The sequence below is a fragment of the Thioclava sp. JE_KL1 genome (genome assembly GCF_009296265.1).
GTDB lineage: Bacteria > Pseudomonadota > Alphaproteobacteria > Rhodobacterales > Rhodobacteraceae > Thioclava.
In genome coordinates, this window is record NZ_WBJS01000004.1 from 387,430 (window position 1) to 413,561 (window position 26,132).

The 26,132-nt window shown below is 65.2% G+C and carries 26 protein-coding genes and 1 riboswitch; of the genes, 7 read left to right on the plus strand and 19 right to left on the minus strand.

Annotation, left to right across the window (positions count from 1 at the left end):
• Positions 1 to 245: 245 nt before the first annotated feature.
• Positions 246 to 857, plus strand: a complete 612-nt coding sequence (locus tag F8R15_RS09700; RefSeq protein ID WP_152844428.1) for a thioredoxin family protein — start codon at positions 246 to 248, stop codon at positions 855 to 857.
• Positions 858 to 935: 78 nt separating this feature from the next.
• Here the strand turns inward: F8R15_RS09700 and F8R15_RS09705 are convergent, their stop codons facing one another.
• A complete protein-coding gene (locus F8R15_RS09705; RefSeq protein WP_078520927.1) occupies positions 936 to 1,142 on the minus strand; it encodes a cold-shock protein in 207 nt (68 codons plus the stop codon).
• Positions 1,143 to 1,469: 327 nt separating this feature from the next.
• Here F8R15_RS09705 and F8R15_RS09710 point away from each other — a divergent pair, with 327 nt between their 5' ends.
• On the plus strand, positions 1,470 to 2,288 hold the full coding sequence (locus F8R15_RS09710) for an alpha/beta fold hydrolase (protein WP_152844429.1): 819 nt from the start codon (positions 1,470 to 1,472) through the stop codon (positions 2,286 to 2,288).
• A 111-nt stretch (positions 2,289 to 2,399) separates the two neighbouring features.
• Positions 2,400 to 2,984, plus strand: coding sequence for an ImuA family protein (locus tag F8R15_RS09715; protein WP_152844430.1), 585 nt, complete (start codon positions 2,400 to 2,402; stop codon positions 2,982 to 2,984).
• Positions 2,985 to 2,993: 9 nt separating this feature from the next.
• Here F8R15_RS09715 and F8R15_RS09720 read toward each other — a convergent pair whose 3' ends face one another.
• The 4 genes from F8R15_RS09720 to F8R15_RS09735 form a co-directional block, all read right to left on the minus strand.
• The gene (locus tag F8R15_RS09720; protein ID WP_078570904.1) at positions 2,994 to 3,785 is read right to left on the minus strand and encodes a hypothetical protein; all 792 of its coding nucleotides are present in this window, start codon (positions 3,783 to 3,785) and stop codon (positions 2,994 to 2,996) included.
• Between the two features lie 69 nt (positions 3,786 to 3,854).
• Positions 3,855 to 4,607 carry a sulfur transferase domain-containing protein gene (locus F8R15_RS09725; protein ID WP_152844431.1) on the minus strand — a complete coding sequence of 251 codons (753 nt, stop codon included), beginning with the start codon at positions 4,605 to 4,607 and terminating at the stop codon, positions 3,855 to 3,857.
• A 41-nt stretch (positions 4,608 to 4,648) separates the two neighbouring features.
• Complete coding sequence (locus F8R15_RS09730) at positions 4,649 to 5,299, minus strand: DUF6691 family protein (RefSeq protein ID WP_152844432.1); 651 nt, start codon at positions 5,297 to 5,299, stop codon at positions 4,649 to 4,651.
• Positions 5,296 to 5,811, minus strand: coding sequence for a YeeE/YedE thiosulfate transporter family protein (locus F8R15_RS09735; protein ID WP_078540566.1), 516 nt, complete (start codon positions 5,809 to 5,811; stop codon positions 5,296 to 5,298). Before F8R15_RS09735 ends, F8R15_RS09730 begins: the two co-directional genes overlap by 4 nt.
• A 154-nt stretch (positions 5,812 to 5,965) precedes the next feature.
• Between F8R15_RS09735 and F8R15_RS09740 the strand changes: the two genes are divergently transcribed.
• Positions 5,966 to 6,856, plus strand: coding sequence for a serine hydrolase (locus F8R15_RS09740; RefSeq protein WP_253732506.1), 891 nt, complete (start codon positions 5,966 to 5,968; stop codon positions 6,854 to 6,856).
• A gap of 277 nt (positions 6,857 to 7,133) precedes the next feature.
• Here F8R15_RS09740 and F8R15_RS09745 read toward each other — a convergent pair whose 3' ends face one another.
• The 10 genes from F8R15_RS09745 to F8R15_RS09790 all read right to left on the minus strand — a co-directional run bounded on the left by F8R15_RS09745 (position 7,134) and on the right by F8R15_RS09790 (position 18,197).
• On the minus strand, positions 7,134 to 8,744 hold the full coding sequence (locus tag F8R15_RS09745; protein ID WP_078540564.1) for an FMN-binding glutamate synthase family protein: 1,611 nt from the start codon (positions 8,742 to 8,744) through the stop codon (positions 7,134 to 7,136).
• Between the two features lie 77 nt (positions 8,745 to 8,821).
• Complete coding sequence (locus tag F8R15_RS09750; RefSeq protein ID WP_152844434.1) at positions 8,822 to 9,613, minus strand: cobalamin-binding protein; 792 nt, start codon at positions 9,611 to 9,613, stop codon at positions 8,822 to 8,824.
• Positions 9,613 to 10,359, minus strand: a complete 747-nt coding sequence (locus tag F8R15_RS09755) for an ABC transporter ATP-binding protein (protein WP_078549973.1) — start codon at positions 10,357 to 10,359, stop codon at positions 9,613 to 9,615. The genes F8R15_RS09750 and F8R15_RS09755 overlap by 1 nt, the downstream gene beginning before the upstream one ends.
• Positions 10,359 to 11,342: an iron ABC transporter permease gene (locus F8R15_RS09760; RefSeq protein ID WP_152844435.1), complete on the minus strand. Its 984-nt coding sequence runs from the start codon at positions 11,340 to 11,342 to the stop codon at positions 10,359 to 10,361. Before F8R15_RS09760 ends, F8R15_RS09755 begins: the two co-directional genes overlap by 1 nt.
• Positions 11,339 to 12,088, minus strand: a complete 750-nt coding sequence (locus F8R15_RS09765; protein ID WP_172976199.1) for an ABC transporter substrate-binding protein — start codon at positions 12,086 to 12,088, stop codon at positions 11,339 to 11,341. Before F8R15_RS09765 ends, F8R15_RS09760 begins: the two co-directional genes overlap by 4 nt.
• A 103-nt stretch (positions 12,089 to 12,191) precedes the next feature.
• Positions 12,192 to 14,015, minus strand: a complete 1,824-nt coding sequence (locus tag F8R15_RS09770) for a TonB-dependent siderophore receptor (RefSeq protein ID WP_152844437.1) — start codon at positions 14,013 to 14,015, stop codon at positions 12,192 to 12,194.
• Positions 14,016 to 14,151: 136 nt separating this feature from the next.
• Positions 14,152 to 14,346: riboswitch (cobalamin riboswitch) on the minus strand.
• Positions 14,347 to 14,375: 29 nt separating this feature from the next.
• Positions 14,376 to 15,422: a DUF475 domain-containing protein gene (locus F8R15_RS09775; protein ID WP_152844438.1), complete on the minus strand. Its 1,047-nt coding sequence runs from the start codon at positions 15,420 to 15,422 to the stop codon at positions 14,376 to 14,378.
• A 114-nt stretch (positions 15,423 to 15,536) separates the two neighbouring features.
• Positions 15,537 to 15,962: a DUF1499 domain-containing protein gene (locus F8R15_RS09780; protein ID WP_152844439.1), complete on the minus strand. Its 426-nt coding sequence runs from the start codon at positions 15,960 to 15,962 to the stop codon at positions 15,537 to 15,539.
• Positions 15,959 to 16,930: an agmatinase gene (gene speB, locus F8R15_RS09785; protein ID WP_152844440.1), complete on the minus strand. Its 972-nt coding sequence runs from the start codon at positions 16,928 to 16,930 to the stop codon at positions 15,959 to 15,961. Before speB ends, F8R15_RS09780 begins: the two co-directional genes overlap by 4 nt.
• Before the next feature lie 256 nt (positions 16,931 to 17,186).
• Positions 17,187 to 18,197, minus strand: coding sequence for an SLAC1 anion channel family protein (locus F8R15_RS09790; RefSeq protein ID WP_152844441.1), 1,011 nt, complete (start codon positions 18,195 to 18,197; stop codon positions 17,187 to 17,189).
• A gap of 324 nt (positions 18,198 to 18,521) precedes the next feature.
• Between F8R15_RS09790 and F8R15_RS09795 the strand changes: the two genes are divergently transcribed.
• Positions 18,522 to 19,001: an Rrf2 family transcriptional regulator gene (locus F8R15_RS09795; protein WP_078520944.1), complete on the plus strand. Its 480-nt coding sequence runs from the start codon at positions 18,522 to 18,524 to the stop codon at positions 18,999 to 19,001.
• A 556-nt stretch (positions 19,002 to 19,557) separates the two neighbouring features.
• Positions 19,558 to 19,917: a TfoX/Sxy family DNA transformation protein gene (locus F8R15_RS09800; protein ID WP_078549956.1), complete on the plus strand. Its 360-nt coding sequence runs from the start codon at positions 19,558 to 19,560 to the stop codon at positions 19,915 to 19,917.
• A gap of 1 nt (position 19,918) precedes the next feature.
• Here the strand turns inward: F8R15_RS09800 and ndk are convergent, their stop codons facing one another.
• Positions 19,919 to 20,341, minus strand: coding sequence for a nucleoside-diphosphate kinase (ndk, locus tag F8R15_RS09805; protein ID WP_078520946.1), 423 nt, complete (start codon positions 20,339 to 20,341; stop codon positions 19,919 to 19,921).
• 274 nt (positions 20,342 to 20,615) lie between these two features.
• On the opposite strand from ndk, the gene F8R15_RS09810 reads away from it, so the two are divergent.
• Positions 20,616 to 22,469, plus strand: coding sequence for an ABC-F family ATP-binding cassette domain-containing protein (locus tag F8R15_RS09810; protein ID WP_078570894.1), 1,854 nt, complete (start codon positions 20,616 to 20,618; stop codon positions 22,467 to 22,469).
• A gap of 84 nt (positions 22,470 to 22,553) precedes the next feature.
• On the opposite strand, the gene F8R15_RS09815 is transcribed toward F8R15_RS09810, so the two are convergent.
• The 3 genes from F8R15_RS09815 to F8R15_RS09825 form a co-directional block, all read right to left on the minus strand.
• The gene (locus tag F8R15_RS09815) at positions 22,554 to 24,020 is read right to left on the minus strand and encodes a carboxypeptidase M32 (RefSeq protein WP_152844442.1); all 1,467 of its coding nucleotides are present in this window, start codon (positions 24,018 to 24,020) and stop codon (positions 22,554 to 22,556) included.
• Positions 24,017 to 25,171 carry a heme A synthase gene (gene ctaA, locus F8R15_RS09820; RefSeq protein ID WP_152844443.1) on the minus strand — a complete coding sequence of 385 codons (1,155 nt, stop codon included), beginning with the start codon at positions 25,169 to 25,171 and terminating at the stop codon, positions 24,017 to 24,019. Before ctaA ends, F8R15_RS09815 begins: the two co-directional genes overlap by 4 nt.
• A gap of 144 nt (positions 25,172 to 25,315) precedes the next feature.
• On the minus strand, positions 25,316 to 25,996 hold the full coding sequence (locus tag F8R15_RS09825) for an FAD-binding oxidoreductase (protein WP_152844444.1): 681 nt from the start codon (positions 25,994 to 25,996) through the stop codon (positions 25,316 to 25,318).
• Between the last annotated feature and the right edge of the window lie 136 nt (positions 25,997 to 26,132).

Genomic DNA, 26,132 nt, shown 5'->3' on the forward strand with positions numbered 1-26,132 from the left:
TCGTTTGGGAGGAGCGATCCGACTTTCGCCCGGGCGGCCAGCCCGGGCCGCGCCCGACCCCCCCCCGGGAGGGCGCGACTGCACTGCACCACTGAGACTAGGCCGTCGGGGCGATGGAGAAATAAAGTTCCCTCGCCCGCATCTCACGAGCGCCCACCCGAGGCCGGGCGCGGCGCTCAGCGCGTAATTCCCGCCAAACCCACCGCCTGTGCTATACTTCCCCTCTCAAAAGGGAGGACGACGCGATGAACAGACGCGAGATGTTGGCCCTGACAGTCGGGGCGATGACAGTGGGAGGCGCGTTGGGAGGCGCGCGGCCCGTGCAGGCCGAGGCGGTGATGGGCGATGGCGGGCTCTATCAGCAGCCCTTCTTCCACGAGGGTTTTCTCGATCTCGGGGAGGATCTTCAGGAGGCTGCCGATCAGGGCAAGGGGCTTCTGGTGCTCTTCGAGCAGCGCGGCTGCCCCTATTGCCGCGAGATGCATCTGGTGAATTTCGAGCGGCCCGAGATCACCGGGCTGATCGAGAAGAGCTACATGGTCGTGCAGCTCGATCTCTGGGGTGCGCGCGAAGTCACCGATTTCGACGGTGAGGCTCTGGAGGAACGCGCGCTGGCGCAGAAATGGGCGGTGAATTTCACGCCGACGCAGGTGCTGATCCCGGCCGCGAATGCGGGCGCGCAAAGCCTGAGCGAGGCCGAAGCCTTCAGAATGCCGGGCTATTTCAAGCCCTTCCACCATCTGTCGGGACTCGAATATGTCGCGAGCGGCGCTTACGCGGATCAACCGTTCCAGCGCTTCTTGCAGGACAAGTTCTCGGAGCTCAGCGCGAAGGGCATCGACCCGGACGTCTGGTGATCGGGCCCTTTAGAAAGCCCAAATGAAAACGGCCCGCGCGATTGCACGGGCCGTCTCAAACCGTCACACGGGCTCAGCTTACGCGAGCGCGATGTTACCTGCCGACTGGCGGCCGTCACGGCCGGTTTCCAGATCGTAGGTCACTTTCTGACCGTCATCGAGACGCTGGATGCCAGCGCGCTCAACGGCGGAGATGTGAAGGAAGATGTCTTTGCCGCCATCGTTCGGTGCGATGAAGCCATAACCCTTGGTGCTATTGAACCATTTCACGGTACCTTCGGCCATCGTGAGTCTCCTATTAAATTATGCTGCCTGCGAAATGCGTCAGCTCGGCGTAGTCAGTTCTTGAAAGCAAACTGAAGCCGTAAGGAGACAGTGCATCTGGGAATCAAACGTAGCGAGAGAACACATAAGGCGAACGGGCGCTAATTGCAATGATCAAAGCATGTGAGGGGGTTGCACGGCACCGCGATCGACGGAATTCGGCGCCCTCCCGCCGAGGCGTGAAAACATGCAAAAAATATATGAGATTTCGGACCTTTGCCTGCGTCGCCTGCGTTACTTCAGTGAACAGGTGAGATCTTCAAACGCTGAAGACGCAGGAGGACCCCCATGACAGCAGCCCCGCTCGGCCCCGGCCAACTCAACGCAATCGACCATGGCGGCTCGGGTCGGCCCGTGGTTCTCATCCACGGCTGGCCGCTCTCGGGCAAGGCGTGGGAAAAACAAGTCCCGGCCCTGATCGCCGCCGGTCACCGCGTCATCACCTATGACCGCCGCGGCTTCGGTCTGGCGGAAAAACCCACCGAAGGCTTCGATTACGACACGCTTGCCGCCGATCTCGATGCGATCCTCACCGCGATGGATTTGCGCGACGTTACGCTGGTGGGCTTCTCGATGGGCGGCGGCGAGGTCGCGCGCTACATCCGCAACCACGGCGAGGACCGGCTGCGCGCCGCTGTTTTCGCCTCCGCCGTGACGCCCTGCCTGATGCAAAGCGAGAACAATCCCGACGGTCCGCTGACCAAGGAAGCCGCAGGCGAGATGGAACAGGGCCTGCGCGACGGGCGCGAGGCGTTCTTCCCGCAATTCGTCGAGAATTTCTACAGCGTCGACGGCGATCTCAAAGCCTCTGCCGAGGAATGCGAACAGGCGGTGACCCTGTGCAACCAGTCCGACCAGAGCGCAGCACTTGGCTGCATGGAGGCGTTCGGCACCACCGATTTCCGCGAGGATCTGGAGGCGGTGCGCGTGCCCGTTCTGGTGATCCACGGCGACAGCGACGCGATCGTGCCGCTCGAAGGCTCCGGCGCGCGAACCTACCACGCGATCCCCGACAGCCAGTTCTTCACGATCAAGGGCGCGCCGCATGGCTGCAACGTGACCCATTCGGAAGAGTTCAACATCGCGCTGCTCGAGTTCCTGAGATAACGCCGCGCCGCTTTCGGCATTCTGTTTGCCCGGCCTGCGATCCCTTGCAGGCCGGGTTTCTCTTGCCTACAATGTTCATGTTTTGTTTCACCCGGATCCGCCGCCGCATCGATGACCACGCCCTACCCGTTCCCCCTGCGCGAAGGCCGCACCCATGAGGTCTGCGGCATCGGCACCACGAGCTTCGCCTGCGCGGCCTGCGCCAGCACCACGGGGCCGATCCTCTGGGTGAACGAGCGGCATCGCCGCGAGGGGCTCAATCCGCGCGGGCTGGTGAGCTTCTTCGATCCGGCGCGGCTTCTGCTGGCGCGCGGCAAGGACCAGACCGACACGCTCGCCGTGATGGAAGAGGCGCTGCGCGACGGCTCGGTGCCGCTGGTGATCGGGGAATTGCCCCGCGAGATCGGGCTGACGGCCGGGCGGCGACTGCAACTGGCCGCCAAGGAGGGCCGCGCGACGGGGCTGTGCCTGATCCTGCCCGATGGCGGCTCGAACGCGGCGGAGACGCGCTGGCACGCGATGCCCATCTACGACAAGCTGCTGCGCGAGGGGGTGGACTCGCCCCGGCTGCGCTGGCGGCAGCTGAAGAACAAATCCGGCCCCTGCCGCGCCTGGGAGGTGGAGTGGAACGCGAAGACCCGCGCGCCCGAGATCCTCTCGGTCAATGACTGCGCGCCCTCGAGCGTGCCGGTGTAGCCCCGCGGTTCAGAGGTCGAGCTTGTCCTCGATCGCGCCGATCTGGGCGACCGGATCGACGGGCCACTGACTGATATTCTGCAAGCCGCGATCCTCCAGCACCTCGCTGCCCGGATGATCCGCCAGCCATGCCTCGATCTGCGCATCGCGGGCCCGCAGAAGCGCCGCGAATTGCGGACGATAGAGCGTGACCATTCCGCTCAGCCACAGGTTCACCGCCCAGTTCGGGTGCGCCAGTTCGATCGCGAAATGATCGAGCAGCCGGATCATGTCTTCGGCGCGGTAGAGGCATTCATCCGTGACCCAGCGATTGGTGGTGAAAATGCGGATCGCCCGGCCCTTCGCATCCACGCTGATCGCGCCGATATGAACGAAGCGCGCCGCCCGGTCCTCGGGGATCTTCGCACCGGGCAGGTCCCACGGCTCCAACCCCGGAATGATCCCTTCGGGCCGCATGAACAGGTGGAAATGCCCGTTCTCGCCCTCAGCCATCTCACGCGCATCATGGGCGTGGTAGAAATAGTGGCAATGCGTCTCGGTGTCGAAGACATCGCCCTGCGGGTAGCGCGACCAGACCAGAAAATCCCCCTGCCCGCGCAGCACTTCCGACACCACGCTCATCCCCGATTTCGCCAGCACCGTCTCGCATTCGAGCACGGTCTCGGCCGCGTCGTGCATCTCTTCCAGGCGCGCACGCGGCAGCCCCTCGATCCCGGGATTGGCGATGCGCAGCGTGGGTGCGGGCGTCGCCGGGTTGGCGCTGTCGGGTGACATCTCGGAGGGCGTTTCGGGTCGGGTCATCGGTCTCTCCTCATGCGAACGGGGCCAGCCTAGGCGCTGACCCCGTCCTTGTCATCGCGGCATCTGCGCTCAGAGCGGCTCCATGCCGAGCATTTCACGCACAGCCGGTTCGCGCGAGGTCTTCAGACCGACCTGACGGCCCTCCTCGATGGCGATCTCGTTCGGCACGCCTTTCGACGCGCGGTACAGCGCCCACATCGCGCCCACCCGGTTCGAGCTCTCGCAATGCAGCAGGATCGGATAGTTCGCCGGATCTTCGACGATCTTCGCGAATTCGGCGACCTGTTCCTCGGTCGGCGCCTTGGTCGGAACGGAGATCTGGATGTAGTTCATCCCGGCCTTCTGCACGAGATCGCCCTCGTTCGGCGCGCCTTCGTCGGGCTTGAGCAGGCTCACGACGGTCTTGAAGCCGAGCATCTTGAGCATCGGAATGCCCGTCGGGTCGATGAAGCCACCGGTGCCGACATAGGGCGTCGCGCGCAGGTAGTTGTCGACGATCGGGGGCATCTTGTCGCCATAGGGCGCCTGGGTTGCCTTGACGGTGGTGTCATAGGGCCCGCTGGCCATCGGCGCCGCGTCGCTAGCCGCATCCGCGGCCTTGGCCGCCGAGGGCGCACAGGGGTTTGCAGCCGCCGGTGCGCAAGGGTTGGCGGCCGCCGGTGCGCAGGGGTTGGCCGGCGCACAGGGGTTCGTCACGGCCGGAGCGCAGGGGTTGGTCGCCTGCGCGCTGGAGGTGGCGGGAACGGCGGCGCTCATCGCGACCGCAGTCACCGGCACCATCGCGGCGCGTAGCAGGCTCTTGCGTTTCTTATGCAGTTTCATGGACTTTTTCCTCCCTAGAATTTCGTCCGTATTACAAACCGTTACCCGCGCGCATCTGCCGATGCCGACGTCAGGGCGAACTCGTCGGCCTCGTCATCCGGGGCGCAGACTTCTTCGGCGGTGAACGGACCGCCGCGCGACCGCTCGAGGATCGTGCCGAGGCGGAAGCCCACGGCGGCGATGATGATCAGCGCCAGCAGGATCACCCATTCCGGCAGCCCGAAGAGCTGCGGCAGCGTCTGTGCCGTCGGCCCCTGACCCGCGAGGTAGAAATCCTTGATCGGGTCGAAGACCCAGGCGAAGACCGAGGTGCCGAGCACCATGCCGATCGCGAAGACCACCGCGTCGATCCGGCCCGAAGCCACGCCGACGACCGAGGTGCCCGGGCAATAGCCGCCCACGGCAAAGCCCGCGCCGATGAAGACGCCGCCCAGCAGGATCGCCCAGAAGAAGAGCGTCGGGACAAAGACCGCAGCGGGGCCCATCCAGCCCATCGTCCGCAGCACGTAAAGCCCCACGGCGCAGACGATCACGGCGGTGAACATCACCTTGAAGACCGAGAAGTCGCGCAGGGTGAACTGCCCCGTCAGCTTGCGCGGAGAGCCGAAGCCCGCCGCCTCCAGCGCATAGCCGAAGAGAATGCCCGACAGGAGGCCCGAAGCAATGCCGCTATCGTAAAGAGGGATGCTCATTGCCAGATCCTCCGCATCATCATGGAGACGGCGAAGCCCGCCGCGAAGAAGCCGATCAGGAAGACGAAGCCCGCCACGGCGAGCGTAGCACTACCCGACAGGCCCAGACCCGAGGTGCAGCCGCGCGCCAGACGCGCACCGAAGCCCACCAGCGCGCCGCCCAGCAGCGCGTAGACGAGGCGATTGCCGCTCGTGGTGCGCGGGCCGCGCTCTACCTTGACCGAAATCCGGCCCGCGCCTTTCGCGCCGAGCCACGCCCCGATCAGGACGCCGACCACTTCCCAAGTGATCCAGCTCAGAAGCGGGCTACCCGCCGCCATGAAAGGCCCGAAATAGGAATTGTCGGCGGTCGCCTGCGGGGCGACCCAGTCATTGGCCTGTGCCGCGAAGCGGGTCACGAAGCCGGATGCGCCGAGCCCGTGCCCGGTCACGACGAAGGTCAACAGCAGAGCCAGACCGAGCGCGGTGCCGGCGGCGAGCGGTGACCAAAATGCTTTGGGTGCGTCTCTCATGAAAGCCTCCCTTCCTCCCATGATCATATTCATAGGTGATGATACAAAACGCCAAAGCCGTTTCAACTTTTTTCAGCGCCGCGATGCGGCAAATGACATATCATTGGAAAACGCCCTGCCCGATCCATCTGAAAAATCATATAAAGACAAACCTTTGACCAACTCCACCACCGCCTTCACCGCGACGATTGACCGCGACGGTCGCTGCCAAACGGCGCAGGCAGGTGCGTTGCTCTTCCCCTATTGGAGCTTCACCAAGCCCGTGATCGCGGCGCTGGCGTTGACGCTCGAGTCTGAGAAACGGCTCGATCTGGACGCGCAGCTCGATCTGCCGGAGCTGGTTGCGGGGGGCACGCTGGCGCAGCTTCTGGAGCACAGCGCGGGCCTGCCCGATTACGGCACCCTGCCCGCCTATCACGCGGATGTCGCAGCGGGGCGCACGCCGTGGCCGCGCGATCTGCTCGTGGCCCGGACGCTCGCGCAGCCCGCGCAATTTCCGCCCGGCGAAGGGTGGCGCTATTCCAACCTCGGCTACATGCTCGCCCGCGAGGTGATCGAAGGCGCCGCAGGCCGGAGCCTCGCGGAACTGGTGCAGGAGCGGATCGCAGAGCCGCTGGGGCTGGAGAGTGTCCAGCTCGCGGAAACGCCCACTGATTTCGCGGCGCTTCACTGGCCCGAGGCGCGCGACTACCACCCCGGCTGGGTCTATCACCGCACGCTGATCGGCACGGCGGGCGATGCCGCGCGGCTGTTGCACGGGCTGGGCGGGCTGCTGCCCAAAGCCGCATTCGCCCGCATGACCGCCTGCCGCGACTTGGGAGGCGCGCTGCCCGACCGCCCCTGGACGCGGCATGGGTACGGGCTGGGGCTGATGTGCGGCGACTGGGGCGACACCCGCGTCTTCGGCCATTCCGGCGCGGGGCCGTTCAGCTCCAACGCCGTCTATCACTGCCCCGAGACCGGCCGCACCGCTGCCGCCTTCACGCATGGCCCCTTCGAGGGACCGGCGGAACAGACCGTCTCCGAGCTCGTGGCAGGGCGGTGAGGGCTGCGCCCGACCCTGGGTGGGCGCATGCGCTCCCTAGGTGGATTTCCGTTTATCAATCCACCTCTCCCGAACCTGCGTTCGCGCGACGCCGTTGCGATGCGCCCTCCCGGGGGGAGGGTCGGGCGCGGCCCGGGAGGGCCGCCCGGGCGAAGGCACGGTTTCAGACGCGTTTTGACGCCTCGGGCGCTCCCCTCATCGCAAGCAAGAAACGTCGCCAAAAAGAAAGGCGGCAACCTCCGTCGCCGCCTCTCTAAAGATACCGTGAAATCCGACCTCACACGCCGCTGTCGAAGGGCTCGAACGCCTCGGCGCGGGCACGCTTCCAGCGCTTGAGATAGCCGAAGCGGTCGTCATCCTCGCGCAGGAGGAACCCTTCGGGCATGTAGTGATAGATCTCGTCGCCCACTTTGAAATCGCGCTCGCGGTCGCGCACCAGCAGGTGATGCGGCAGGAACTGCCCCGGATGGGTGAGGCCCGCGGCCCCCGTCATCTCGGCCAGCGCCTTCATCGTGTTGCGGTGGAAATTGGCGACGCGGGTCGACTTTTCGGGCACCACCAGCGCGCGCTGTCGGATTGGGTCCTGCGTGGTCACCCCGGTCGGGCATTTATTCGTGTGGCACGACTGCGCCTGAATGCAGCCGATCGAGAACATGAAGCCGCGCGCCGAGTTCGCCCAATCCGCCCCAATCGCCAGAACCTTGGCGATATGGAAGGCGGTCACGACCTTGCCCGAGGCCCCGATCTTCACCTGATCGCGCAGCCCCGCCCCGCGCAGCGTGTTGTGCACGAAGCTGAGACCTTCCACGAGCGGGAAGCCCATGTGGTTCGCGAATTCCAGAGGTGCGGCCCCGGTGCCGCCCTCCTTGCCATCGACCACGATGAAATCGGGGGTGATGCCGGTCTCCAGCATCGCCTTGACGATGCACATGAATTCGCGGCGGTGACCGACACACAGCTTGAAGCCCACCGGCTTGCCGCCCGACAGCTCGCGCAGCTGGCCGATGAATTCCATCATCTCCAGCGGGGTCGAGAAGGCCGAGTGCGAGGCGGGCGAGATGCAGTCGCGATCCATCGGGATGTCGCGCGCCTCGGCGATCTCGGGGGTGATCTTGGCCGCGGGCAGCATGCCGCCATGGCCCGGTTTCGCGCCCTGGCTCAGCTTCAGCTCGATCATCTTGACCTGAGGGTCCTGCGCGCGTTTGGCGAATTTCTCGGGATTGAAGCTGCCATCGTGGTTGCGGCAGCCGAAATAGCCCGAGCCGACCTCATAGATCAGATCGCCGCCCTCACGGTGATAGCGCGAAATCCCGCCCTCGCCCGTGTCATGCGCGAACCCGCCCATCTTCGCGCCCTTGTTGAGCGCCATGATCGCATTGGCCGACAGCGCCCCGAAGGACATGGCCGAGATATTGTAGATCGACGCTTTGTAGGGCTGCTTGCACGCCTCCCCGCCGATCTCGACGCGGAAATCGCTATCCTCGATATGGCGCGGCTTCACCGAATGGGTGATCCACTGATAGCCCGATTCCGAGACGCGGATACGGGTGCCGAAGGGCTTGGCGTCCTCGATATCCTTGGCGCGCTGATAGACGATCGTGCGGGTCGCGCGGGAGAACGGAATGTCCTCGTCGTCCCCCTCGATCAGATATTGGCGGATCTCGGGGCGGATCTCTTCGAAGAAGAACCGCAGATGGCCGAGGATCGGATAGTTCCGGGTGATCGCGTGCTTGGTCTGGATCAGATCGTGGATCCCGACAAGCGTCAGGAAACCGAAGAGGATCGCGATGACCAGAAACCAATCGGTAAGGATCAAACCGGAAACTGCGGCGAGCGTCAGCAGAGCTGACAAGACGAGTGGTGAAAACCGTACAAAACGCGTGAACATGCCCCCTCCCGCGGGGTAAGTAGCCTCTGTTCCTGCGCGGACACTCTAGCGCGCGAGGGCTCTATGTCTAAGAACTATTACGCCCGCAACCCCGGATCGGACCAGATCGCGGCCTCCAGCGCGTCGAGCCCATCGGTCAGCGCTGCAGGCCCGGGCTGCAGGATCAGGGTGGATTTGACCTCGTGCAGCCGGTTTCGCGCAACAGCCGGAACGTCCTGCCAGCCTGGCCTTGCGGAAACTTTCTCGGGGCGGAATTTCTTGCCGCACCACGACCCCACGATGACCTCGGGCGCGGCGTTGATCACTTGTTCGGGAGTGACAATGCGATCCTTGGCTTTGCCCTCTCTTGCCAGATCGGCGAAGATATCGCGCCCCCCTGCGATCTCGATCAGCTCCGACACCCAGCCCACGGCAGAGATCAGCGGCTCGTCCCATTCCTCGAACCAGACGCGCGGACGGTTGGGGCGCGGCTTCGCGGCGATCTCCGCCAGACGCGTCTCGTAGCCCGCAGCGAGCAGCTCCGCCCGCTCGGTGCAGCCCACCAGCGCGCCCACCGTGCAGATCATGTCGAGGATGCCCGCGACCGAGCGTTGGTTGAACGCGTGCACGGCGACGCCCTCGCGCACCAGCCCCGCGACGATATCGGCCTGAAGGTCCGAGAAGGTCAGAACGAGGTCCGGCTCCAGCGCGAGGATCTTCGGCAGATCGGCGGAGATGAAAGCCGAGACGCGCGGCTTTTCCTGACGCACCCGTTTTGGCCGCACCGCGTAGCCCGACACGCCGACGATGCGCGCGTCCTCACCCAGAAGGTAGAGCGTCTCGACCGTCTCCTCGGTCAGGCAGACGATGCGCTCGGCCGGAAATGCCATCAGACCCCCAAGGTGGAAAGCGGTTGAAAAACGGGACCTTCCGGCGTGTTCTTGAAGTGCGCGCGGATGTGGAAGACCTGCGCAAGAAGCGTCTCGGTCAGAACCTCTCCGGGTGCACCGTCCGCGACCAGCCGCCCGCGATCCATCACCCAGAGCCGGGTGCAATGGCGCGCCGCCAGCCCGAGATCATGCAGCGAAGTGACCACCGCGCCGCCCGCCTGCGCATGGGCGGTGAAGACCTGCATCGTCGCGATCTGCGCCGCCGGATCGAGGCCTGCGATCGGCTCGTCGGCGAGGATCAGCGGGCTTTCCTGCGCAAGCGCCCGCGCGATCAGCACCCGCGCCTGCTCGCCGCCCGAGAGTTGCGTGGCGGCACGGTCGCGATAGTTGTCGAGCCCCATCCGGCGCAGCGCTTCCTCCACCGCAGCCGCCCCGCGCGTCGCCTGATCGCGGCCATGCGGCAGCCGCCCCAGCGCGACGAGATCGGCGACCGACAGCCCCCAGGCGATCTCGCGCGCCTGCGGCAGCCACGCCGCCGCCCGCGCCCGTGCCATCGGGTCGAGCGCCGACAGCGAACTGTCCCCGCGATGCGCCAGCAGCCCCATCGCGCCCCGCAACAGCGAGGTCTTGCCCGCGCCATTGGGCCCGATCAGCCCGATCACCTCGCCCGGCCCGACCTGCGCCGAGACGCGATCGACCACCGGACATTCGCCGCGCAGAACGGTGAGGTTTTCCAGCTCCAGCATCAGCCCTCGCGCCCCATTTTGCGGATCATCGACAGGAAAAACGGCGCGCCGACCAGCGCGGTCAGCACACCCAGCTTCAGGTCGCGCTCTGGCGCGATCACCCGCGTCGCGATATCGGCCAGCGTCAGCATCGCCGCCCCGCCAAGCGCGGAAGCCGGCAGCAACCGCGAGGGCCGCGCGCCCACGGATTTGCGCAGCAGATGCGGCACGACAAGGCCGACGAAGCCGATCGCGCCCGCGACAGCCGTGGCCGCACCGACCATCAGCGCCGTGCCGAAGACAATCTGAAGCCTGAGTTTTTTCAAGGAGATACCCATCGAAGCTGCAGCATCCTCCCCGAGGCTCAGCGCGTCCAGTCCGGGACCGGCGCGCAGCAGGATCAGCGCGCCGACGATCAGGAACGGCAGTGCCAGCGCGACATGTGTCATCGAGCGATCGGCGAGCGAGCCCATCATCCAGAACACGATCTCGGCCGCGGCATAGGGCGATGGCGCAAGGTTCAGCACCAGCGCGGTCGCCGCCGCCGCCAGCGCCGAGACCGCGATCCCCGCAAGGATCAGCACCAGCGCCCGGCCCTCGCGTCCTGCAAGGATCAGTATAAGCGCGACGGCCACGCCCGCTCCGGCCAGTGCGGCCAGCGGCAGAGCCAGAGCGAAGAGCGCGTAGAGCCCGGTCTGGATCGCAATCACAGCGCCGAGCGCCGCCCCCGCAGAGGTGCCGATCAGCCCCGGTTCGGCCAGCGGGTTACGCAGGAAGCCTTGCATCGCGGCGCCCGACAGCCCCAGTGCGGCGCCGACGCCGATCCCGAGGATCGCGCGCGGCAGGCGCAGCTCGCGCATCACAAGGCCCGCCGCGCCATCGCCCGAGATCAGCGCAGAGAGGCCGTGAAGCGGCGAGATACCCGACGGCCCGATCAGCAGCGAGGCTGCGAACAGCACCGCGCAGAGGATGGAGAGAAGGATGAGGATCGTGCGATAACTCATTGCGTTATCTTCTCTTTCTCTATTCTACGACCGAGCGTCGCCAGCGTCTCCACCGCATTGAGCATCGCGGGCGCGCCACAGGTCCAGCTTGCATCGCGCAGGCCCCGCACGACCGGCAGATCGCGTAGCACCGGGTGCGCCAGCACCTCCTGCGCGCGGCTCGTGCCGGTGCCGCCTTGCGAGCCGCCGACGACGACCAGATCGGGGCGATCCATCACCAGATCTTCCAACGGCAACCGCCCGCCCCAGTCGAGCCCCGGCCCGCTGACGACATTCTGAAACCCTGCCATTTCAAGGATTTGCCCTTCAAGGGTCCGCGGCCCGTAGCCATAGCCCGAGGGCCCGATGATCGCAGCTTTCAGCCCCGGCGCGGGCGTCTTGATCGCCGCCAGCCGCGCATCGAAATCTGCGAGCATCTTCGCCGCGCGATCAGGATGGCCGAGCAGCTTGCCCATCGTTTCGATCCGGCCCCGGATCTCGGGCAGCGAGGTGCCGGGCGGCAGTTGCTCGACCCGGATCCCGAGCGTGCGCAACATGCGGATAGTGTCCGGATTCGACCATGTATCGGCCAGAACGAGATCGGGATGCAGAATAGAAATTTCCTCTGCGCGACCGTAGTTTACGGGCAGCTCTTCAGCCTGCTTCCAATGCACAGACATCGACGGATCGGTCGCGAAATGGCTGACCGAGACGATTTGCGACGGATCGGCCAGCGCCAGCGCCAACTGATCCGTGCAGAGGTTCATGGACACGACTCGCTGCGGCACGTCTTGCGCAGGTTCCTCCGCCCATGCGGAGGAGGTCGCCGCCAAGGCGGCGAAAAGGGCGGCGCAAACCGCCCCTTTCAGATCAGAACCGCGCACGCAGCCCCACATAGGCGGCGCGACCCGAGGTGCCGTAGCCCGGCCAGAGCTGGTAATCGGTATCGGTCAGGTTCTCGATGCGCAGATAGGCCTCTTTGTCATTGCCCAGATCGTAGGTCATTTGCGCGTTCAGCAGGCCGTAATCGGGCTGGCTCTGACGATCGGTGACCACGCGCATATCGGCGGCGAGCGTGATCTTGTCGGTCACCTGCGCGTCGATCCCGGCGGTCAGCGTATGCCGCCCGAAGGCCGAGTTCCACGTCGAGCCGGCAGAGAGACCGTCGGGGTTCTTCGAGTCCAGATAGGTATAGCCGAGGCTGTAATTGACCGTGCTGGAGATCGGCCCTTTCAGGCCCAGCTCCAGACCCTGCCGCTTGGCGGTGCCCGAGGTCTGGTAATAGCTGTAGGTCGTGTTGCTGTAGTCGATCAGGTCGTCCACCTCGATATGGAACAGCGTCGCGGTCAGCTTATGCGCGCCGAAATCGCGCTCGACGCCCAGATCGTAGCTCAGCGATTTCTCGGGCTTGAGATCGGGATTGCCCGCATAGCCGTCATAAAGCTCGTAGCCCGACGGCGCACGGAACCCGTTGCCGACCGAGGCACGGTAGAGCGTCGCGGCATCGGCCTGCCAGGTAACGCCCAGACGGCCCGTGGTGTTGCCGCCGAAATCCGAGTGATCGTCGTGGCGCGCCGAGGCGGTCACGTTCACGCCGTCCATCGGCGAGAAGGCATATTCGCCGAAGACGCCCGTAACCGCAGTCAGAACGTGGCCCGCCACATAGGTGCCGGTATAGGTTTCCAGCGTGCGATCAGCCCCGAAGGTCACGCGGCCCGGCCCGAGATCGGTCGAGGCTTTCCAGTCGAGTTTGCGGCGTTTGCCCTCGTAGCCATAGTCATAGACCGGATACCAGCGCGAGGTCGTGTAATAGGTCAGACCGAGCTCGTGATCGAGCGGACCGGTCGCAAATTTCGCGAAGAGACGCCCGCCGCGCTCCTTGTGGATGGTGTATTCGTTGCTGTCCGTGGGCGGCGAGCTGAAGCCGTTATCGAACTCGCCCCGGTCGTTCTGGGCAAACCCGTTGAAGCCGATCAGCAGATTGTCGGAGATGCGCTTCTGCGCGCGCAGGCTCACGCGGTCGGCGCGGTAGCCGTCTTTCTCGGTATTGCCGTTCTTCTTGTCGGCGGCCGAGAAGCCTGCGGTGTAGACTTTCGACAGCTGGATCGCGAGCTCGTCGTCGCCCTTCTTCCAACCGAAGTTATAGGCCGCATTCGCGGTGCGGTAGGAGCCGAGCTCGAACTTGACGCTCTGGCTCACGCCATCCTCGGTCGGGCGCGGCGTGTCGAGGTTGATCACACCGGCGACCGCCTGCCCACCATAGACCGCCGATTGCGAGCCGCGCATGATCTCGACCCGGTCGTAGTTGAACGTGTTGAACCGGCCCAGATCGGGCAGCACCTGCGGCGCGGACGGATCGGAGACGTCGATGCCATCCACCATGACCTTCACGTAGTTCTGCGACACGCCGCGAATGGTGAAGCCGGTCTGCGCGCCCATCGGCCCGCGCGACAGGATGCCGACGCCCGGCGATTGCGCGATCAGATTGGCAAGGCGGGTCTGGCCCGAACGCTCCAACTCGTTCCGCGACAGCACGGTGACCGCCTGCGCGGTCTTGTCCGACGATTGCGGCTCGAGCGCGCCGTGATAGATCACGATCTCATCGAGTTGGTAAGGTTGGCTGTCTTGCGCAAGCGCGGGGGCTGCCAGCGCGGTGGTGAGCATCAGGCCCACGGTCAAACGGGTGCGGATCATATCCAATTCCCTCGTATCGCGACTCTACGGTCGCGTGAACTTCGTATTGCAAGTCTTTGGAAATTTGGAATTTCCGCCGACGGTGAGAATGTCACCACTGACGGAAGACCGCCTCCGCTGCGCGCCCCGCACAGGCAGAAAGGATGAGCGCCTCGGCAGGTCTCCTGGCTCGCGGGTCTTGGTTTCGGCTGGCCTTCCCGGGTCTCCCCAGTGGCTCAGTCAGCCGTCACTCGCCGCTCACAGTTGCGGGGGCAGCCCCGGAATGAATGCACGCATCGCACCGGGTTCCCTTTTCATCCGCCAAGGCGGAACCGAAGTGCCCCTGCTGTGCCGCGCGCGCCGCAGCCTGTCAAGAAAATTTCAACTCTCGACGGCAGCTCTGCTGCGCTTGTTGAAGCGGATCGAGGACAGGAGCGCGAGCCCGATCAGCCCCGCCCCGATCAGCCCGGTAATCACCTCGGGCACTTCCACCAGCGTCTGCGCGAACATGACGACCGAGAGGATCAGGATCGACCAGAAGGCGCCGTTCTCGAGATAGCGGAATTCGCTCAGCGTGTTGCGCTCCACCAGCATCAGGGTCATCGAGCGCACATACATCGCGCCGATCCCCAGACCGATCGCGATCAGGAACAGGTTCTGGGTCAGCGCGAAAGCCCCGATCACCCCGTCGAAGCTGAAGGACGCGTCGAGCACTTCGAGATAGAGGAACGCGCCGAGGCCCGCTTTGGCCGTCTCGGCGGCGAGATTCGTCCGGTCAAGCACGTGGCTGAGCACTTCGACCCCGAGGAAGGTCGCAAGCCCGCAGATCGATGCGAACATGAACTCGTCCTCACGCCCTTCGGGCAAGATCCAGGTAAAGGCCAGAATGACGAGCAGCACGAGGCCGATCTCGAGCCCGCGGATCGAGGCGAGCGCGCGCAACCGGCGCTCCAACGCGCGAATCCAGTCGACCTCTTTGCCCTCGTCGATGAAATAGGTCAGCGCGACCATCATCAGGAAGGCCCCGCCGAAGCCCGCGATCGACAGATGCGCGTCCTCGATGATCTCGGCATATTCAGCCGGATGTTTCGCGGCCAGTTGCACCGCCTCCCATGGTCCGATGCCGGCGGCGACCACGACGATCAGCAGAGGGAACAGGATACGCATCCCGAAGACCGCGATCAGAATACCCCAGGTCAGGAAGCGACGCTGCCATTTCGGCGTCATCTGGTGCAGCTTGTTGGCGTTGACGATCGCGTTGTCGAAGCTCAGCGAGATTTCCAGCACGGCGAGCACCGCCGTGATCATCAGGAAAGAGACCGCGCCGCCCAGCCCGCCGGTCTGGGCAAATCCCAGCGCGAACGACCCGACCAGCCCCGCAATAGTGACGGCGATGGCCCAGGAGAAATAACGGTACATGGTGGTCATGCTGGCTCCGGCTGCATGGAGCCTCACTTAGGCTTCGCCCCCTCTCTTCGCAAGGGAGCGCGCCGTCAGAGTTGATCGCTGTGGCCCGGCGGGCGCGCCTCGGATCAGCCCCCCCTACAGCCCCGCCTCGTCGAGCCAGCCCATGATCCGGGCCTTGTTCACGCCGAGGTCGGATTTGCCGTAGACGAGATGGCCGCGCATTTGCAGCGTGTTGCCCTCGACCCAAAGCGTGGTGACGTCGGGAAAGCCGAAGAAGGCGGAGCGGGTGACATAGGCCACATGCCCCTCATCGACGCTGCCGGCCACCTGCTTCGTGCGCGCGGTCGCGCGGATGATCTTGTCGAGCGCGGCCATCTGCACCAGCGGATCGGAGACCTCGCGGGCCGCCTGAAACCCGCCCGTCTCGGGGTGATCGCCGGGCGCTTTCGCCAGACCCTCGACCTTGTAGCGCGCAGGATCGATCGGGGCGAAGCGCACCCAGCCATCGGCCACGGCAACCGCGGCCAGTCCGAGAGCGAGGATCGTCACAGCCCGGTTCATGCCGCGCCCTCCCGCAGCCCCCAACCGGCCAGCGCGATCAGCTCGGTCGCGACATGCGCGCCCGCGATGGCCGTCACGCCGGTCGGATCATAGGGCGGAGAGACCTCGACCACATCGCCGCCGATCAGGTTGATGCCCTTGAGCCCGCGCAACAGCTCTGCCGCCTGCCAGCTGGCCAGACCGCCCCAGACCGGCGTGCCGGTGCCCGGCGCGAAGGCAGGGTCCAGCCCGTCGATATCGAAGGTGATGTAGCAGGGCCTGTCGCCCACCACTGTGCGGATGCGTTCCAGCGTGGCCTCGACGCCCTCGCGATGCACCGAAGGCGCGTCCACGATCGTCACGCCCAGCGTATCGGGATTGTCGGTGCGGATGCCGACCGAGACGGTGTTCTCGGCCTTCACGACGCCCGACTTGATCGCCTTGTAGAGGAACGTGCCGTGGTCGATCCTGTCCATGTCGTCATCGGCCCAGGTGTCGGAATGGGCATCGAACTGAACGAGCGCGATCTCCCCATGGGCGGCAGCGGCCGCACGCAGGATCGGCAGGGTGATGAAGTGATCGCCGCCCAGCGTGATCGGAACGACGCCCGCCCCGAAGATCGCGCCCAGATGCGCCTCGATCCGGCCCGGCACTTCCGGCACATTGGCATAGTCGAAGGGCATGTCACCGTAATCAACGATGGCGAGTTCAGAGAACGGGTCGTAGCCCCAGCCATAGGGGGCGTCGAACGCCTGCAGCGTCGAGGCTTCGCGGATCGCCCGCGGCCCGAAGCGCGTGCCGGGGCGGTTCGTCACCGCCTGATCGAAGGGGATGCCGGTCACGGCAATCTGCGCGCCCGCGAGGTCCTTCGTATAGCGCCGCCGCAGGAAGCTGGTGGCCCCGCCGAAGGTATTCTCGAAGCTCAGGCCACGTGCCTCTGCCCGCGTAAAAGCCTGATCCACTTGCGTTTTCGCATCTTCCAGAGCCATGATCGCCCCTCCTTTTCGCCCGCGAAATCTGCGCCAGCCCTCGCGAGAGGTCAAGCTGCCGTGCATCTATGTGGAGAGGGACGCACCCGACCTCGGGTGGGCGCTGAGCGCGCTCTGTGGCATGGCGCTTTATCTCGCAAGCCCGCAGGTCGGTCATGCCCGCGAAGTCATCGCCACGGCGCCCTCCCGGGGGGAGGTCGGGCGCGGCCCGGGGCTGGTCGCCCCGGGGCGATCTCAGACCTGGAAAGCGGCCCCCTCACTCCGGCTGGCAAATCTCTCCGCGCAGGATCGCAAGCCCCGTGCGCCAGACGAGGCCGACGATCACCACGGCAAGGATCGCGAGAAACGCCACCGCCATGCGCAAATGCGGCTCGGAATGGGCGTATTCGGCATGCAGGAAGGTCGCGATGGTCAGCGCCGCGATGGGGAAGCTCAGCGCCCAGAAACTCATCGCGAAGGGCAGCCGCAGGATGCGCGGCAGCTGCACCGCAACAAGCGCGGCAAAGACATAGGCCAGCGACAGCAGGATATGCGCGAAGGGATCAACGCCATGTCCGACCGTTGCCCCGGGCACGATCTGCTCGCCAGTCAGACGCAGCCACGCGATGAAGGCCACCGCGGGCGGCGCGATCAGGATCACCAGCGTCGGCTGCAGCTTGCTCGGCAAGGGATCGTGGAAGATCAGCCGGTTGAAGACCAGCGTCAGCAGCACGAGCCAAAACAGCATCCCGGCCGAGAAGAACAACCAGCTAATCTCGATAAAGCCGAGCTGCGCGCCCGCCACCGGCACGATCACATTGCCCACCGCCGGGATGAACCATGCCGGGTTCAGCTGCCCGTGTTTGAAACTGCGCGTCCCGATCCAGTTGGTCACGACCGCGAGTGTCATGATCCCCTGCAGAGTCGTACCCGCCAGCCACAGCAGGAGCGCAAGCGAGGTCGAGACCGTCAGCGCCCCGGTCGCCAGCAGCAACAGCGAGATCGCGACGGTCGGGAAGAAGGCCAGCCGGATCGGGTGATGCCATTCCGCGCTCACAGCTTGCGGGTGCCGCACGGCCTTGGCGAGATAGAAGGCAGAGATCAGCACGAACACGGTCGCGGTTAGCGCGAACATCACCTGATAGGGCAACGGCCCGAGCCCGAGCGGCTTGGCTGCCGCACGCAGCGCCAGCGTGAAGCCCCCGAGCCCCATCGTCGTCGCATAGAAGGTGATCGGAAAATGCTCGAGCCGGCTATGCGCGGCGGGTGCCTCAGCTTGAATGCTCATCTTGCCCTCCCGGTGGCCATCGCCGCGCGGGGCCGAACGGCCCACAACGCGACGGATCAGATCACCCGCGCCGCGCCGGACCAACCCACGCGGCGGGATCACACCTCTCATCTACTCACGCATCCGTGTGTGAGGAGTCTGACAAATGGACGCATTCGCCGCGCCGGGCGCAGCGCGCATCTACGTCCCGCGCATATTGCCTCTGGCGGATCCCCGCTTGCGCCAGACCCGCTCTGTGACGAAAATTTTCAAGGAACGTGACATAGGTCAAACCTGCGAGGTAAACTTACCTATATGACCGCTTCGTGAGCTGGAGGAGTTGCGATGCGTCTGACCACACGAACCAATCTCGCGATGCGCGTGCTGATGTTCTGCGCGGTCAATCCGCATCGCACCGTGCGCAAACACGAGATCGCAGAAGCCTGTAACGCGTCCGAGAACCATCTCGCGCAGGTCATCAACACGCTCGCACGCGAGAATTTCATCACCACCCTGCGCGGTCGCGCTGGTGGGATGCAGCTTGCCCGCCCGCCCGAAGAGATCGGCGTGGGCAAAGTGCTGCGCGCCTTCGAGGCCGCCCTGCCCTTCGCGGAATGTTTCGATACCGAGACCAACACCTGCCCGCTGCGCGATGCCTGCCTGTTCCGCGATGCGCTGACCGATGCGCTCGAAGCCTTCTACGGGACGCTGGACCGTAAGACGCTCGCCGATCTGGTCGACAACAACACCGCGCTGGAGGCGATGCTCAGCCTGCCCGGCCTGCAGCCGCTGTCGATCTGCGCAACCGCACGCGCCGCGGAATAACCGCCGCGACATGACGCTCCGGTAGGTCCATATTTCTGACGCATTGCCGTGCGCAGCAGCGTTTTCGTGGCGGCAACGTCACAGTTTCATGACACCCGCTCACGGCAAAGAGATCAAAATTCAGTTTCGCTTGACCACCCCTTTTCCCGGCGAGAGCCTGTGTCTACTTGTCGCACCAACGGGAAGACCCCGCTAAACGCGACTCATCACAAGGCTTAGGTCATGCAACAGCAATCGGGCACTCAATCAGGCCAGCAACAGCAAGGCGGCACGAACCGTCCTGGCCAGCAACAAGGCCAAACGGGCAATACGACCCAACAGAACGGCACCGTATTCGACGACTGGGCGTCCATCTGACGCCCTTTCTCGCGTCGCTATGATAGCGGCGCAGGCAGGCCCCGCAACCGGCATCTTCATTCATCGCCGGTTTTCGCGCCGCCTCCCATTCGATCTCTCTTCGCGCCGCTCTTGCGTGGCGCGAAGTCCAGCCTCAAACTGTCCCGACGCCAGCCCGCGCGACACTGATACCGCGCGCCCCGAAGGACAGTCCGGCACGATGAGCACTTCTCTCACTTCCATCAAGGGGATCGGCCCCGCCACCGCCGAGGGCTTTATCCGCGCCGGGATCACCTCGGCCGAGGAGCTGCGCGAGATCGGCGCGGACGCCGCCTATGCCGCCTGGATCGAGGTGGGGAACCCCGCCCATTTCATCGGCTACTACGCGCTGCACATGGCGCTGCAAGGGCGCCCGTGGAACGACTGCCGCGGCGCCGAGAAGGCCGAATTCCGCAAGAAATTCGATGCACTTAAGGCGCGGATCGCGGCGAGCGACAGCGCCGCGCCTTCCGCAAAAGAGAAGGGCCGCGCCCGGCTGGACGCGGCCCTCTCGGAAATTGGTCTGATCGCGAAACGCTAGATCAGCCGACGATCTCGAGACCCGAGAAGAAGAACGAGATTTCTTCCGCAGCGGTTTCCGGAGCGTCGGAGCCGTGCACCGAGTTCTCACCCACGGAGAGCGCGTATTCCTTGCGGATGGTGCCCTCGTCGGCTTCCGCCGGGTTGGTCGCGCCCATCACTTCGCGGTTCTTGGCGATCGCGCCTTCACCCTCGAGCACCTGAACGACGACCGGCTCGGACGCCATGAACTCGCACAGTTCGCCGTAGAAGGGGCGCTCTTTGTGGACTTCGTAGAACTTGCCGGCCTGATCCATGGTCAGCTGGATGCGCTTCTGCGCGACGATGCGCAGACCTGCTTCCTCGAACTTGGCGTTGATCTTGCCGGTGAGGTTGCGCTTGGTCGCGTCGGGTTTGATGATGCTCAGCGTGCGTTCGATGGCCATGTGTGACCCTTTCCTTGTGGTTCGTGGCCGGTATCCGGTCCGAAATATCTGCCGCGCCTGCTACCATGCAGGGGAAGCCTTGAAAAGCCCTCATGGGCGGGGCTGCGGCGACTCTAGATTGGGTTTGTGACCGTTTGGTCAAGGCCGATCGGCAGGTCGTTGCGCGGGTTTGCGCCCGCCGATGCCTCCGGCGGGGATATTTTTGCCAAGCCGAAGGGGCCGCGGCGCGCAGCAGCGATTGACTGTTGCCCGCCCCTGCGCCAAGTCAGGCCCCATGTTGCGCATCTCCGATATCTCCTTTTCGATCGAAGGCCGTCCGCTCTTTGCGAACGCCTCCGCCACCATTCCCGAAGGCCACAAGGTCGGCCTCGTCGGCCCCAACGGCGCGGGCAAGACGACACTGTTCCGGCTGATCCGGGGCGAGCTGACGCTGGATGGCGGCGAGATCGGCCTGCCCTCGCGCGCCCGGGTCGGCGGCGTGGCGCAGGAAGTGCCGTCCTCTTCGACCTCGCTGCTCGATACGGTGCTGGCCGCCGATGAGGAACGTGCGAGCCTTCTGGCCGAGGCCGAGACGGCGACCGACGCGCATCGCATCGCCGAGGTGCAGACGCGGCTGGTCGATATCGACGCGTGGTCCGGCGAGGCGCGAGCGAGCGCCATCCTGAAGGGCCTCGGCTTTGACATGGAGGCGCAAAAGCGCCCCTGCTCGGATTTCTCCGGCGGCTGGCGGATGCGCGTGGCGCTGGCGGGCGTGCTGTTCGCGCAGCCCGATCTGCTGCTTCTGGACGAACCGACGAACTATCTCGACCTCGAAGGCGCGCTCTGGCTGGAAAGCTATCTGATGCGCTACCCGCATACGGTGATCGTGATCTCCCACGACCGCGATCTGCTCAACCGCGCGGTGGGCTCGATCCTGCATCTCGAGGATCGGCAACTCACGCTTTATCAAGGCGGTTACGACACGTTTGCGCGCACCCGCCGGCTGCGCCGCGAAGCACAGGCAGCCCAAGCCAAGAAGCAGGAGGCCCGCCGCGCCCATCTGCAAGGCTTCGTGGATCGCTTCCGCGCGCAGGCCACCAAGGCCAAGCAGGCGCAGGCGCGCGTCAAGATGCTCGAGAAGATGGAGCCGATCACCGCCCCGGAAGAAGCGGCGAAACAGGTTTTCACCTTCCCCGCGCCGGAACAGCTCTCGCCGCCGATCATCGCGATGGAAGGTGCCGCCGTGGGCTATGGCGGGCCCGCGATCCTCAAGCAGCTCAACCTGCGCATCGATCAGGACGACCGGATCGCGCTGCTGGGCCGGAACGGTGAGGGGAAATCCACCCTTTCCAAGCTCTTGGCGGACAAACTTCAGGTGATGGACGGCAAGATCACGCGCTCGTCCAAGCTGCGGATCGGCTATTTCGCGCAGCATCAGGTCGACGAGCTGGACCTGAAAGAGACGCCGCTCACCCATCTCAAGCGCGAGCGCCCCGACGAGCATCCCGCCAAGCTGCGCGCGCGGCTTGCGGGCTTCGGCCTCGGCGCGGATCAGGCGGAGACGGCGGTAGGCAAGCTCTCGGGCGGGCAGAAGGCGCGGCTGTCGCTGTTGCTGGCGACGCTCGATGCGCCGCATCTCTTGATCCTCGACGAGCCGACCAACCACCTCGACATCGAGAGCCGCGAGGCGCTGGTCACCGCGCTCACCGAATATTCCGGCGCGGTGATCCTTGTCAGCCACGACATGCATCTGCTGGGGCTGGTGGCCGACCGGCTCTGGCTGGTCAAGGGCGGCGCGGTGGCGCCCTATCAGGGCGATCTGGAAAGCTACCGCGCGGAGTTGCTGGCACCGCCGCCCGAGGACAAGCCCGCGAAGTCGGCCGCACCGAAAGCCGCGAAACCGTCGCGCTGTGCAATGACCACGATGAAGCGCGAGGTCCGCGACTGCGAGGCCCGGGTCGAGAAGCTGAGCGACATGCTCGAGAAGCTCGACGCGAAACTCGCCGATCCCACGCTCTACGAGCCTGAAAAAGCCCGAGATCTCGCGATCTGGCAGGCCAAGCACACCGAGGCAACCAAGGCGATGGAGAAGGCCGAGGCGCTCTGGATGGCGGCGCTGGAGAAACTCGAGACCGCCGAGCAGGACTGAGATCGATGAAGGGGCGGTGCGCCCCTTCTTCTCGATCCAAATATCCCCGCCGGAGGCGCCTGCCCTCTCAGCAAGCGCTGCGGCTCACAGCTTGTAGATGCCCTCGAATTTCCGCGAGAGATAAGCCAGCAGCGGCGTTTCGATCGGCTCGAAACCGCAGGCATGTTGGATGGTCTCGCGGGGTGTGCGCAGTCCACCGAACACCCGCAGGTTCTCGTCGAGCCATTGCTTCGCGGGGCTGGCATCGCCCTCGGCGAGTGCCGCGTCGATGCCGGGCGTGACCGCGCGCATCGCCTCGTCCAGACAGCCCGCATAGACATTGCCCAGCGCATAGGTCGGGAAGTAACCGAACAGCCCCACCGACCAATGCACATCCTGCAGGAAGCCTTGGCTGGGCTTGGTGACCTTCACACCGAAATCCTGCTCGAAACGGGCATTCCATGCCTCTTCGAGATCCGCGACCTCCAGCTTGCCCGAGATCAGATCGCGCTCCAGATCGAAGCGCAGCATGATGTGCAGATTGTAGTTCAGCTCGTCCGATTCCGTGCGAATGAAACCCATATCGACGCGGTTGACCAGCGCGTGGAAGGCCTCCGTATCCATGCCGAGATCGCCGAAAGCATCGGTCATGCGCTGATGCAGCCAGCCGGTGAACGGGGCCGAACGGCCCAGCTGGTTCTCGTAGATCCGGCTCTGGCTCTCATGCACGCCCATCGAGACGCCATGGCCCAGCGGCGTGAAACGATAGGCCGGGTTGATCGCCTGCTCGTAAGTGGCGTGGCCGACCTCGTGGATCGTCGAGTAGATATTGCCGAAGGGTTCGGCCTCGGAAATCCGCGTCGTGATGCGCGCATCGTCGCCGCCGCCCGAGGAGAACGGGTGCACCGACATATCGAGCCGCCCGCGCGTCCAGTCATAACCAAAGGCGGAGGCGCATTTGCGCGCGAGCCGCAGTTGCGCGTTCTCGGGGAAGACCTTGTCGAAGGGCTGCGGCGAGACCTCCGAGCCCAGCACCCGGTCGCGCAGCTCCACCAGCGGGCCGCGCATCCGGTCGAAGACGGTGGCGATTTCCTTCGACGTCGCGCCCGGCTCATAGTCGTCGAGCAGCGCATCGTAGAGATTGCCCTCGGACAGGCATTCCGCCTCTTCGCGCTTGAGGCGCACGACCTCTTCCAGCGTCGGCAGGAAGGCGGAGGCATCCTCATTGGCGCGGGCCTCGGCCCAGATGCCTTGGGATAGCGAGGTCAGACGCGCCATCTCGGTCGCAAGGCGCGCCGGGATGCGGGTCGCGCGGTTGTAACTGCGCCCCACCAGATCGAGGACACGCGCGCTGACGGCATCGTCGGCCTCGGCGCGGGCCAGCCAGTCCTCGATGCGCGGATCGGTGCGGCGCGCATGCAGCACCGATTCCAGCGCGGCGGATTCCTCGGCGCGCTGATCGGCGGCGCCGCGCGGCATCATCACCTCCTGGTCCCAGCTTAGCAGCCCGGCGATATTGCCCAGCGCTTCGGTTTCGCGCTGATGCGCGAGCAGGTCCTGATAGGCGCTCATACGCGGCCCTCCCGGATGGAACGAACAAGGGGGAAGCGCGCCATGTGACGCGCGCGGATCACGAGGACCCAAGTGATGATAGCACCGAATTGGTGGATGAGGCCCAGCCACCAGTAGTTCACCAGTTCAAGCGCGGTGGTGATGCCCAGCACCATCTGGAAGAAGATCATCGCCGCCATCAGCGCGAAGGCCTCCTTGGTGCGCGGATGGGCCGAGCTGCGCGCGCGCCATGCGGCGTAAAGGCCGGAGGCGAAGACGAGATAGCCGACCATGCGGTGCAGGAATTGCACCAGCGCCGGGTTCTCGAAGAAGTTGCGCCAGATCGGCGTGTAATCGAAGCTCTCGGAGGGCAGGAACTGCCCGTTCATCGAGGGCCATGTTGGGAAAGCGAGCCCTGCGTCGATCCCCGCGGTCAGCGCACCGAGGATGATCTGCACGAACACGAGCCCGATCAGCACCGAGCCGATCCGGGTCAGGCGCGGCTCGGCCAGGCGGCGGGCCTGCAGAAGCGCCGATTCCGGGCGCGAAAGCTGTAGGGCGAACCAGGCGATCAGGCCGAGGATGATGAAGGCGAGGCCTAGGTGCGTGGCCAGCCTGTAGGACGCGACTGACGTCATCCGCCCCACGAGGCCCGAAGACACCATCCACCAGCCGATCGCGCCTTGCAGACCGCCCAATATCCCGAGGCTGAACAGTCGACCCGTCCACCCGGTCGGGATCTTCTTCGTCAGCCAGAAGCCGATGAAGCCGATGAACCAGACCATGCCGATCAGGCGGCCCAGCTGGCGATGCCCCCATTCCCACCAGAAGATGCCCTTGAACTGGGACACGGTCATGTCGGGGTTCATGTATTTGAACTGCGGGCTGGCTTTGTAATGGGTGAATTCCGCCTGCCAATCCGCATCGCTCATCGGCGGGATCGCCCCCGAGATCGGATCCCAGCGCGTGATCGACAGCCCGCTATCGGTGAGGCGCGTGGCCCCGCCCACGGCGATCATCGCCACGACCAGCGTGAACAGCACGAACAGCCACATCCGGATCGCCCGGCGCGCACCACGCGGCTTTGCGTCGATCATGCCGCCCTTGGGTTCGGCCCGCGTGGTGGTGCCCTCCGATCCAACTTCCTCGAAGATGCTGCGTTTCTCGCTCATGCGTGCGGACCCCCGGCTTGTCTGTCGCCTGTTCTCGGCAAAAATTTGCGCGAGGGCAAACTAGGCCGCCCCCTCACCGGGGGCAAGGGGGCGGGAAGGCGCAGGGCGCGCGGTCACAGGCCACTTAGACGTGATCGGACAACCTCAGTCGAAATCCTCGCGGATGATGCGGTCTTCCGTCACGCCGAGGTCTTTCAGCGTGGCCTCGATCTCGTCGACCATCTTGTCGGGACCGCAGATGTAGAACTTGCCGCTCTCCTTCTCGACGAAGGGCGCGAGGAAGCCGCGATCGACATGCATCGAAACGACGCCCTTGCCGGGATCGCTCTGGTCTGTGACGGTCCAGACTGTGTCCAGCCCCTTCATCGCCTCGAACTCGTCGCGCAGGATGATGTCGGCTTCCGTCTTGTTCGAGAAGATCAGGCGGCAGCCTTCGAGCGTCCCTTCGCGGGCCAGACGCGCGCGCAGGATCGAGATAAAGGGCGTCACCCCTGCCCCGCCTGCGATGAAAGTGCCAGGGCCTTCATCCTTGATCGCGCCCCACGGGTCGGAGACCTCGACAGTCTCGCCGGGCGTGAGCGTCGCGATCTGCTCGGTGACGCCATCATGGTCGGGATAGCTCTTGATGACGAATTCAAGCGTGTCGCCATCTACCGGGTTGGTGAAGGTGAAGGGGCGCTGCTCGTCGGTCCAGCCTTCGCGAGTTAGGTTCAGATCGACCGCCTGACCGGGCGCGAAGTCGAACCCTTCGGGGCGCGGGAAGACGAGGTGATGCGTGTCATGGGTGACGGGAGAAATGCTCTGCAATTCGAGACGGGTGCTCATGGAGGGCTCCTTTCGTTGAAGAGCGAACGCGAGGCTTTGCGCAGACGTTCCCACCCGACCGGGCGGATCGCAAAGAAAAGGGCCGCGCGAGGGAATGTCGCGCGGCCCTTGGCGTTCTGGCAGTTGGCGGCTTGGC

Excerpts from the sequence above, each read along its gene's own strand:
- F8R15_RS09710 (WP_152844429.1), top strand. The coding sequence starts at position 1,470 with ATGACAGCAGCCCCGCTCGGCCCCGGCCAACTCAACGCAATCGACCAT.
- F8R15_RS09795 (WP_078520944.1), top strand. The coding sequence starts at position 18,522 with ATGCGTCTGACCACACGAACCAATCTCGCGATGCGCGTGCTGATGTTC.
- F8R15_RS09765 (WP_172976199.1), bottom strand. The coding sequence starts at position 12,088 with ATGAACCTCTGCACGGATCAGTTGGCGCTGGCGCTGGCCGATCCGTCG.
- F8R15_RS09825 (WP_152844444.1), bottom strand. The coding sequence starts at position 25,996 with ATGAGCACCCGTCTCGAATTGCAGAGCATTTCTCCCGTCACCCATGAC.
- F8R15_RS09700 (WP_152844428.1), top strand. The coding sequence starts at position 246 with ATGAACAGACGCGAGATGTTGGCCCTGACAGTCGGGGCGATGACAGTG.
- F8R15_RS09790 (WP_152844441.1), bottom strand. The coding sequence starts at position 18,197 with ATGAGCATTCAAGCTGAGGCACCCGCCGCGCATAGCCGGCTCGAGCAT.
- F8R15_RS09720 (WP_078570904.1), bottom strand. The coding sequence starts at position 3,785 with ATGACCCGACCCGAAACGCCCTCCGAGATGTCACCCGACAGCGCCAAC.
- ndk (WP_078520946.1), bottom strand. The coding sequence starts at position 20,341 with ATGGCCATCGAACGCACGCTGAGCATCATCAAACCCGACGCGACCAAG.
- F8R15_RS09800 (WP_078549956.1), top strand. The coding sequence starts at position 19,558 with ATGAGCACTTCTCTCACTTCCATCAAGGGGATCGGCCCCGCCACCGCC.
- F8R15_RS09750 (WP_152844434.1), bottom strand. The coding sequence starts at position 9,613 with ATGGCATTTCCGGCCGAGCGCATCGTCTGCCTGACCGAGGAGACGGTC.
- F8R15_RS09780 (WP_152844439.1), bottom strand. The coding sequence starts at position 15,962 with ATGAACCGGGCTGTGACGATCCTCGCTCTCGGACTGGCCGCGGTTGCC.
- F8R15_RS09815 (WP_152844442.1), bottom strand. The coding sequence starts at position 24,020 with ATGAGCGCCTATCAGGACCTGCTCGCGCATCAGCGCGAAACCGAAGCG.
- F8R15_RS09745 (WP_078540564.1), bottom strand. The coding sequence starts at position 8,744 with ATGTTCACGCGTTTTGTACGGTTTTCACCACTCGTCTTGTCAGCTCTG.
- F8R15_RS09770 (WP_152844437.1), bottom strand. The coding sequence starts at position 14,015 with ATGATCCGCACCCGTTTGACCGTGGGCCTGATGCTCACCACCGCGCTG.
- F8R15_RS09730 (WP_152844432.1), bottom strand. The coding sequence starts at position 5,299 with ATGAGCATCCCTCTTTACGATAGCGGCATTGCTTCGGGCCTCCTGTCG.
- ctaA (WP_152844443.1), bottom strand. The coding sequence starts at position 25,171 with ATGAGCGAGAAACGCAGCATCTTCGAGGAAGTTGGATCGGAGGGCACC.
- F8R15_RS09705 (WP_078520927.1), bottom strand. The coding sequence starts at position 1,142 with ATGGCCGAAGGTACCGTGAAATGGTTCAATAGCACCAAGGGTTATGGC.
- F8R15_RS09760 (WP_152844435.1), bottom strand. The coding sequence starts at position 11,342 with ATGAGTTATCGCACGATCCTCATCCTTCTCTCCATCCTCTGCGCGGTG.
- F8R15_RS09810 (WP_078570894.1), top strand. The coding sequence starts at position 20,616 with ATGTTGCGCATCTCCGATATCTCCTTTTCGATCGAAGGCCGTCCGCTC.
- F8R15_RS09755 (WP_078549973.1), bottom strand. The coding sequence starts at position 10,359 with ATGCTGGAGCTGGAAAACCTCACCGTTCTGCGCGGCGAATGTCCGGTG.
- speB (WP_152844440.1), bottom strand. The coding sequence starts at position 16,930 with ATGGCTCTGGAAGATGCGAAAACGCAAGTGGATCAGGCTTTTACGCGG.
- F8R15_RS09715 (WP_152844430.1), top strand. The coding sequence starts at position 2,400 with ATGACCACGCCCTACCCGTTCCCCCTGCGCGAAGGCCGCACCCATGAG.
- F8R15_RS09775 (WP_152844438.1), bottom strand. The coding sequence starts at position 15,422 with ATGACCACCATGTACCGTTATTTCTCCTGGGCCATCGCCGTCACTATT.
- F8R15_RS09735 (WP_078540566.1), bottom strand. The coding sequence starts at position 5,811 with ATGAGAGACGCACCCAAAGCATTTTGGTCACCGCTCGCCGCCGGCACC.
- F8R15_RS09725 (WP_152844431.1), bottom strand. The coding sequence starts at position 4,607 with ATGAAACTGCATAAGAAACGCAAGAGCCTGCTACGCGCCGCGATGGTG.